The organism is Streptomyces sp. NPDC058375, from assembly GCF_042723425.1.
In the GTDB taxonomy this organism is placed as follows: domain Bacteria; phylum Actinomycetota; class Actinomycetes; order Streptomycetales; family Streptomycetaceae; genus Streptomyces; species Streptomyces durocortorensis.
Genome location: NZ_JBHXJG010000292.1, coordinates 1 through 8,519 on the forward strand (window position 1 = coordinate 1; position 8,519 = coordinate 8,519).

Annotated in this window: 7 protein-coding genes and 1 pseudogene; 4 read left to right on the forward strand and 4 right to left on the reverse strand. The window is 70.6% G+C overall.

The window, feature by feature from the left end; translation table 11 throughout:
- Positions 1-216: 216 nt before the first annotated feature.
- Positions 217-814, reverse strand: a pseudogene (gene thpR / locus ACFWM7_RS30960) (RNA 2',3'-cyclic phosphodiesterase).
- A 101-nt stretch (positions 815-915) separates the two neighbouring features.
- Here thpR and ACFWM7_RS30965 point away from each other — a divergent pair.
- Positions 916-1,500, forward strand: coding sequence for a Uma2 family endonuclease (locus ACFWM7_RS30965; protein WP_383266896.1), 585 nt, complete (start codon positions 916-918; stop codon positions 1,498-1,500).
- 63 nt (positions 1,501-1,563) lie between these two features.
- Here the strand turns inward: ACFWM7_RS30965 and ACFWM7_RS30970 are convergent, their stop codons facing one another.
- Together ACFWM7_RS30970 and ACFWM7_RS30975 are read right to left on the reverse strand one after the other, a co-directional pair.
- Entirely contained in the window at positions 1,564-2,898 is a 1,335-nt protein-coding gene (locus ACFWM7_RS30970) for an MFS transporter (RefSeq protein ID WP_383266899.1), read from the reverse strand.
- Positions 2,899-3,036: 138 nt separating this feature from the next.
- Entirely contained in the window at positions 3,037-3,477 is a 441-nt protein-coding gene (locus ACFWM7_RS30975; RefSeq protein ID WP_006126571.1) for a MarR family winged helix-turn-helix transcriptional regulator, read from the reverse strand.
- A gap of 134 nt (positions 3,478-3,611) precedes the next feature.
- Between ACFWM7_RS30975 and ACFWM7_RS30980 the strand changes: the two genes are divergently transcribed.
- Positions 3,612-3,845 (forward strand): hypothetical protein, encoded by a 234-nt coding sequence (locus ACFWM7_RS30980; RefSeq protein WP_383266903.1) that lies wholly within the window; start codon positions 3,612-3,614, stop codon positions 3,843-3,845.
- Here the strand turns inward: ACFWM7_RS30980 and ACFWM7_RS30985 are convergent.
- Complete coding sequence (locus ACFWM7_RS30985; RefSeq protein WP_383266906.1) at positions 3,838-5,292, reverse strand: NCS2 family permease; 1,455 nt, start codon at positions 5,290-5,292, stop codon at positions 3,838-3,840. The genes ACFWM7_RS30980 and ACFWM7_RS30985 overlap by 8 nt on opposite strands.
- Before the next feature lie 211 nt (positions 5,293-5,503).
- Between ACFWM7_RS30985 and ACFWM7_RS30990 the strand changes: the two genes are divergently transcribed.
- Together ACFWM7_RS30990 and ACFWM7_RS30995 are read left to right on the forward strand one after the other, a co-directional pair.
- Entirely contained in the window at positions 5,504-5,836 is a 333-nt protein-coding gene (locus ACFWM7_RS30990; RefSeq protein ID WP_383266909.1) for a DUF2530 domain-containing protein, read from the forward strand.
- 149 nt (positions 5,837-5,985) lie between these two features.
- Positions 5,986-8,484, forward strand: a complete 2,499-nt coding sequence (locus tag ACFWM7_RS30995; protein WP_383266911.1) for an HAD-IC family P-type ATPase — start codon at positions 5,986-5,988, stop codon at positions 8,482-8,484.
- Positions 8,485-8,519: the final 35 nt, after the last annotated feature.

Genomic DNA, 8,519 nt, shown 5'->3' on the forward strand with positions numbered 1-8,519 from the left:
CGTCCGGGCGGCGCGGCGCCGCCCGGCGTCCCGGTCTCAGCCGCCGAGGGCGGCCCCCACGGCGACGACGACGAATATCAGCACGAGCACGGCCGCCATGATGCGGTTTCTGGTCTTCGGGTCCACCCTTCGAGCGTAACGGCACCGCTCACCGGTCCGACCGCCAGGCCGCCCGGCCCGTCGCCCGGACCGCGCGGGCCGCCGTAACGGCCCCGCTCACCCGCCCAGCGGCCAGGCCCGGACCGTCTCGTAGCGCGGCCGCTCCCCCGGCACCCCGGACACCGGCAGGTCGCTCCGTACGAGAGTCAGCTCCCCGGCCTCCCAGCGCTCCCCCTCGAACCCCGCCAGCGCCGCCGCGAAGGGCCGCAGGTCCGCCCCGCCCCGGCTCCGGGCCAGTGTGAGGTGCGGGGTGTAGCGGCGGTGCTCCTCCATCGGCAGCCCGGCCCTGCGCGCGGCGGCGTCCGCGCGCTCGGCGAGCAGCCGCATCGTGTCGAGCCCGCCCGCTGCCCCGGCCCACAGGGCTCGCCCGCCGAAGTGCCCGGCCCCGTGCACGCGGAGCGAGAAGGGCACGGTACGGCGCGCCGCCCGCTCCAGACGCGCCTCCAGCTCCGGCGTGGCGTCCTCGGGCACCTCCCCGTAGAACGCCAGCGTGAAGTGCCAGCCCTCGGGGCCCGTCCAGCGCAGATCCGACGCCCCGGGGCAGCGTGTGGAGCGGCGCGAGTGCCGTACGGAGTTCGGCGACGGCTCCGGCGGGCGGCAGGACGGCGGCGAAGAGGCGCTGGGTGGGCGGACGGCCGGAGCTGTGGCTGCTCATGCGCGCGAGTCTCGCAGGTACGGGCGTGTCCGGGGCGCCGGGCCTATCGTTGTACTACGCGGCTCCCGCACGCCCGTGCGGCAGCGCGGAGGAGCGGCACGATGACCGTCGTAGACACCGACAGGATCGACATGGCCGACATCAGCGACGAGCGCACCCTGGACATGATGTTCGAGTGGCTTGAGCCCGTCCCCGAGGGATTCAAGGTCGAGATCGTCGAGGGGACCGTACACATGTCGCCGCAGCGGGACACGCACTGGGAAATCACCTTCGACATCCTGGAGCAGTTGCGCACCACCTACGGACGCCGACAGCTGAAGACCGACGTACGCGTCGACTTCCCCGGCCTCCTCAACGGCTTCGCCCCCGATGTCGCGGCTGTCACGCAGGACGCGTCCAAGACCGCCGACGGCCGCTGGCGCTACCAGGACATCGAGTTCGTCGCCGAGGTGATCTCCAGGAGCACCGCCGCCAACGACTACGGCTCGAAGAAGGCCACCTATGCCCTCGCCGGTGTCCCCGTCTATCTCATCGTCGATCCGTACACCGGCACCTGGCACCTGCACACGCTCCCGAAGGAAGACGAGTACCGCAGCGTGCTGAGCCTCGACTTCGGCACCCCGGTCGACCTGACCTCGACCGTCGTCGGCCTCAACCTCGCGACCGACGCCTTCCCCCGCGACTGACCCCGCGCCCCGGCACACGAAAGGCGCCTCCCCCGCTCCCGGGGAGGGCGCCTTTCGCGTGGCTCACGCCGCCGTCGCCAGCTGCTCGCGCGGGACGAAGCGGACGTGCGGGCGGCCCGGGCGGAGGTCGACCTTCAGGCGGAGGCCTCCGACGCGGGCGAGGGCGAAGCCGACGGCCAGGGCGGCGATCACCGAGATCGCGCCACCGGCCGCGAAGCCGACGCGGGCGCCGTACGTGTCGCTGATCCAGCCGACGATCGGGGCACCCACCGGCGTACCCCCGGCGAAGACCATCATGTACAGGCTCATCACCCGGCCTCGCATCTCCGGATCGGCGGCCATCTGGACGCTCGTGTTCGCGGTGATGTTCGTCGTCAGGCCGAGCATGCCGATCGGGACCAGCAGGATCGAGAAGAGCCAGACGGACGGCGACAGCGAGGCGGCGATCTCCAGCAGTCCGAACGCCGTGCCCGCCGCGACCAGCATCCGCAGCCGGGTGGAGCGGCGGCGGGCCGAGAGCAGCGCCCCGACCAGCGAACCGGCTGCCATCAGGATGTTGAAGAACGAGTACATGCCCGCGCCGCCGTCGAAGATCTCGTCGGCGTAGGCGGTCAGCCAGATCGGGAAGTTGAAGCCGAACGTGCCGACGAAGCCGACCAGGACGATCGGCCAGATCAGCTCCGGGCGGCCCCGGACGTACGTCAGGCCTTCCCGCAGCTGCCCCTTGGCGCGGGGCACCCGTACCGAGGCGTGCAGCTCGTTGGTCCGCATCATCAGCAGACCGACGAGCGGGGCCAGGAAGGAGAGCCCGTTGAGCAGGAACGCCCAGCCGCTGCCGACCGTGGTGATCAGGACACCGGCGACGGCGGGGCCGATGAGCCGGGCGGACTGGAAGTTCGCCGAGTTCAGGCTGACCGCGTTGCGCAGCTGCGCCGGGCCGACCATCTCGGAGACGAACGACTGGCGGGCCGGGTTGTCGACGACGGTCACCATGCCGAGGAGGAAGGCGACCAGGTACACGTGCCAGACCTCGACGACCCCGGAGAGGGTCAGGACGGCCAGCGCGATGCCGCACAGGCCGAGCATGGCCTGGCTGACGAGCAGGATCTGCCGCTTCGGGAGACGGTCGGCGATGACGCCGCCGTACAGGCCGAAGAGCAGCATCGGGAGGAACTGGAGGGCCGTGGTGATGCCTACGGCCGTCGCGGAGCCCGTCAGGCTCAGGACGAGCCAGTCCTGGGTGATGCGGGACATCCAGGTACCGGTGTTGGAGATCACGGCGCCCGTGGCGAACAGGCGGTAGTTACGGATCTTCAGCGACGAGAAGGTCCCGCCGGTCGTGCTCTCGTGGGTGGAAGTCGGTGCGGGGGCGGAGTCTGCTCCGGATCCCGTACTCAAAAGGGTTCGCCTCCTCGGGCGTCTGCGGCGTTCGGTCCGACGGGGACGTGACGACGGGCGCTCCGGCGGCGATCCGAGGCCGGGCCGGATGTCGTCCATCCGGTCCGTCGGCGGATCACCACCGGCGCGCCCGCGGGGTCACAGGTGGGCGAGCTTCTCCAACACGGGCGCGGCGGCCCGAAGCGTCTCCCACTCGTCCTCGTCCAGGCCCTCGGCGAGGTGGGCCAGCCAGGCGTTCCGCTTGGTGCGGCTCTCCGCGAGCATGGCCTCGGCCTGCTCGGTCTGGCTGACCCTCTTCTGCCGACGGTCATCGGGGTGCGGTTCCAGCCTGACCAGTCCCTTCGCCTCCAGCAGCGCGACGATGCGGGTCATCGACGGCGGCTGTACGTGCTCCTTGCGGGCCAGCTCACCGGGGGTGGCCGAGCCGCAGCGGGCGAGGGTGCCGAGCACCGACATCTCGGTGGGGCTCAGCGACTCGTCGACCCGCTGGTGCTTCAGTCGACGGCCCAGCAGCATCACGGCGGAGCGGAGGGAGCTCACGGCGGCGGCACTGTCGCCGTCGTGGATCAGGTCAGGCATGTTTGTTAGCGTAACTCATTACCCAACCTAAATACCACCCGGTTGCACCTCCCGTAAATTCCGATCACCCGAACGAGTGAGTTGGAAGCGGAAAGTGACGCAGAGAGCGCTCCGGGGCGTGGACCCTGCTGGACATGGGATCGACAGTGCTCAGCCTGCGGATAGACGGTGAGCTGCTCGACCGGCTCCGGCAGCACGCGGCCAAACGCGGAATGAGCGTCCAGGACTACGTGGTCCGGACGCTCATTCGCGACGACTTCGACGAACGCTTCAAGGTGGCCGTCGAGGAGACGGAGAAGTTCTACGGAGAGACGGAGAAGCTCTGCGGGCCGGCGGGCCCCGCGGTGACCAGAGACGCGATCACGTGAGGCCGAGCGCCGGCATCGCGTAGTAGAAGACGAACACCGCCGACACCACGTACATGGCCACCGGCACCTCACGGCCCCGGCCCGCCGCCAGACGCAGCACGGAGAAGGCGACGAAGCCGATGCCGATGCCGTTGGTGATCGAGTACGTGAACGGCATCATCACCATCGCGAGGAACGCCGGGACCGCGAGCGTGTAGTCGCTCCAGTCGATGTCCCGTACCGAGCCCGCGATGATCAGGAAGCCGACCGCCAGCAGGGCGGGAGTGGCCGCCTGCGACGGGACCATGGTCGCCAGCGGTGTGAGGAACAGCGCCACCGAGAAGAGCAGACCGGTCACCACGCTCGCCAGTCCGGTGCGGGCGCCCTCGCCGACGCCCGCGGTGGACTCCACGAAGCACGTGGTGGCGGAGGCGGATGTCGCCCCGCCCGAGGCGACCGCGATGCCGTCCACCAGCAGCACCTTGTTGATGCCGGGGAAGTGACCGTCCTGGTCCATCAGCTTCGCCTCGTCGCCGACGCCCAGAATGGTGCCCATCGCGTCGAAGAAGCAGGAAAGCAGCACGGTGAAGACGAACAGGACGCCGGTCAGATAGCCGACCTTCTCGAAGCCGCCGAACAGGCTGACCTCGCCGAGCAGCCCGAAGTCCGGCGCGGAGACCGGATTGCCCGGCCACGAGGGCGTCGTCAGACCCCACGCCCCCTCGGGCAGACCCGCCACCGCGTCGATGACCAGGGCGACGCCCGTCATGGCGACGATCGAGATCAGGATCGCGCCGGGCACCTTGCGCACGATCAGCGCGAGGGTGAGCAGCGCGCCGAGGACGAAGACGAGAATCGGCCAGCCGTTGAGGTGGCCGTCGCCGCCGAGCTGGAGCGGCACAGTGGTGTGCGCGGCGTCCGGCATACGCGAGACGAAGCCCGAGTCGACGAGGCCGATCATCAGGATGAAGAGGCCGATGCCGATCGCGATGCCCTTGCGGAGCGACCTCGGCACGGCGTTCATCACGCGTTCCCGCAGCCCGGTGGCGACCAGCAGCATCACGACGACGCCCGCGAGGACGACCATGCCCATCGCGTCCGGCCAGCTCATCCGGGGGGCGAGCTGGAGCGCGACGACGGTGTTGACGCCGAGGCCGGCGGCGAGCGCGATCGGCACGTTGCCGATGACGCCCATCAGCAGCGTGGAGAAGGCGGCGGAGAGCACGGTGGCGGTGACCAGCTGGCCGTTGTCGAGCTGGTGGCCGTACATGTCCTTCGCGCTGCCCAGGATGATCGGGTTGAGCACGATGATGTACGCCATCGCGAAGAACGTGGCAAACCCGCCGCGGAACTCGCGGGCGACGGTCGACCCCCGCTCGGAGATCTTGAAGAACCGGTCCAGGCCGCCGTGGGGCTGTGGAGCCGAAGGCTGCGGGGAGTCGACCGGAGCGGTGGCCGAGGGGGGCATGGGTGACCTCAGTCGTACGTAGGGGAGGCGGAGCAGAGGGACGAGAGGTGATCGAATTTGGATGTTCAGACGAAGAATTCGAGCCAGCCCAAAGCAGATTCAGTATGAATACATCAAGCGAAGATCGCTATCTCCGCGCGTAGACCCTTGGGCCGACCGGCCCGCAACCCGCCGATCAGGTGGCCCCCACGTGGCCCCATACACTGAACGCATGGAGAAGTGGACACCGAAGCACGAGGCGCCCGAGCCCTTGGAGGGCCCCGTCGTCGCCACCGTCGTGGGCGGCACGATCCTCTGGTTCGTCCTCTTCCTCGCCCAGCTCCCCTTCTACGGCTGGTTCGCCGACCGCGGCCACACCTGGTGGGTGTGGACCCCGCTGGCCGGCGCCGGACTCGGCCTGATCGGCATCTGGTACGTCCGCGGGCGTGACGCCGCCCTCAAGCGCCACGCGGCCCGGGCCGAGCTCAAGGACGCCGCCGGGGCCGAGGCCGCGGACAGGGCGCTGGGCGGCGACCCGGCGAACCGCGCGGACCGGACTGCCTGACACTTCCGTAGCCGACCGGGCCCGCCTGACACTCCGGTAGGCGGCGCGAGGCGACCCTGTACGACCACGGGACCGACTTCGTCCTCCCCTGGTCGGATCTTCGGCCCCCCGGCGGGTGACGGGCCGCGCACGCCCGTAACGTCGGACCCATGACGCAGCGGGCACTCGATTCCTCGGGGGAGCAGAACCCCGGACCCGGGGAGCACAACCCCCAGACCTCCCGGCCGGCCATGATCGACGCGGGGGCGGAACTCGATCCCGTGCACCCCGTGGAGCCACCGCCGCCGCCCCACCGGCCGGGCGGACTGACCACGGCCGAGGTCGCCGAACGGGTCGCGCGCGGCGAGGTCAACGACGTACCCGTACGCTCCTCGCGCTCGGTCACCGAGATCGTCCGGGCCAACGTCCTGACCCGGTTCAACCTGATCATCGGCGTGCTCTGGGTGATCATGCTGTTCGTCGCGCCGATCCAGGACAGCCTCTTCGGCTTCGTGATCGTCGCCAACACGGGCATCGGCATCATCCAGGAGTGGCGGGCCAAGAAGACCCTGGACAGCCTCGCGGTGATCGGCGAGGCGAAACCGACCGTGCGGCGCGACGGGGTCGCCGCCGAGGTCTCCACCCACGAGATCGTCCTCGGGGACGTGATCGAGCTGGGGCCGGGCGACAAGGTGGTCGTGGACGGCGCGGTCGCGGAGGCCGACAGCCTGGAGGTCGACGAGTCGCTGCTGACCGGTGAGGCCGACCCGGTGCTCAAGCGGCCCGGCGACCCGGTGATGTCGGGCAGCTTCGTCGTCGCGGGCGGCGGCGCGTTCACCGCGACCAAGGTGGGGCGTGAGGCGTACGCCGCGCAGCTCGCCGAGGAGGCGTCGCGCTTCACGCTCGTCCACTCGGAGCTGCGCAGCGGCATCAGCACGATCCTGAAGTACGTCACGTGGATGATGGTGCCGACGGCGATCGGGCTGATCATCAGCCAGCTCGTCGTGAAGGACAACAACTTCAAGGACTCCGTCGCCCGGACCGTCGGCGGCATCGTCCCGATGATCCCCGAGGGCCTGGTCCTTCTCACCTCCGTCGCCTTCGCCATCGGGGTCGTACGCCTGGGCCGCAAGCAGTGCCTGGTGCAGGAGCTGCCCGCGATCGAGGGCCTGGCCCGGGTCGACGTGGTCTGCCTGGACAAGACGGGCACGCTGACCGAGGGCGGCATGGACGTCACGGAGGTCCGGCCGCTGAACGGGAACGACGAGGAGTACGTACGCCAGGTGCTGCGGACGCTCGGCTCCTCCGACCCCCGGCCCAACGCCAGCCTCCAGGCCATCATCGACGCGTACCCGGCGGACGGGGACGGCAAGGCCGCCTGGACGGTCACCGACGCGATGCCGTTCTCCTCCGCCCGCAAGTACAGCGGCGCGGCGTTCGAGGAGGCCGACGGGACCGCCTCCGCCTGGCTGCTCGGCGCGCCCGACGTCCTGCTGCCCGAGGGCGACGCGACCCTCGCGGAGATCGAGCAGCTCAACGAGCAGGGCCTGCGGGTGCTGCTGCTGGCCCGCGTGCAGGGCGGCGACCTGGACGCGCCCGGCGCGGCCGCCGGAGCCGCCCCCACCGCCCTGGTCGTCCTGGAGCAGCGGCTGCGGCCGGACGCGGGCGACACGCTCGCGTACTTCGCCGACCAGAACGTGGCCACCAAGGTCATCTCCGGCGACAACGCGGTCTCGGTCGGCGCGGTCGCCGGGAAGCTGGGCCTCGCGGGCGCGGAGAACACGCTCGACGCCCGCCGGCTGCCCGCCGACCCGGACGAGATGGCCACGGCCATGGAGCAGAACGCGGTGTTCGGCCGGGTCACCCCGCAGCAGAAGCGGGACATGGTGGCCGCCCTCCAGTCGCGCGGCCACACGGTCGCGATGACCGGCGACGGCGTGAACGACGTGCTGGCCCTCAAGGACGCGGACATCGGCGTCTCGATGGGCTCGGGCTCGGAGGCGACGCGGGCCGTGGCGCAGATCGTGCTGCTGAACAACAGTTTCGCGACGCTGCCGTCGGTCGTGGCCGAGGGCCGCCGGGTGATCGGCAACATCACCCGCGTCGCGACGCTCTTCCTGACCAAGACGGTCTACTCGGTGCTGCTGGCGATCCTGGTGGTCTGCACCCAGGTGGAGTACCCGTTCCTGCCGAGGCACCTGACCCTGCTGTCCACGCTGACGATCGGCGTCCCCGCGTTCTTCCTGGCGCTCGCGCCCAACAAGGAGCGGGCCCAGCCCCAGTTCGTACGCCGGGTCATGCGGTACGCGATCCCCTCGGGCGTCATCGCGGCGACGGCCACCTTCACCACGTACCTGGTGGCACGGCACCACTACAGCGGTGAGGGCGCGCTGGCGGCCGAGACGAGCGCGGCGACGCTGACGCTGTTCCTGGTCTCGATGTGGGTCCTGGCGATCATCGCCCGCCCGTACACCTGGTGGCGGATCGGCCTGGTGGCGGCGATGGGGCTCGGCTTCCTGATCGTGCTCGTGGTGCCGTGGCTCCAGGACTTCTTCGCGCTGAAGCTGGTGGGCGGGGTGATGCCGTGGACGGCGGTCGCCATCGCGGTGGTGGCGTCCGCCCTGCTGGAGTTCGTCTGGCGCTGGGTGGGCCGACGCTTCGGGATGTGAGGGGAACGCGGAAGCCCCCGGGAGGATCACCGTCC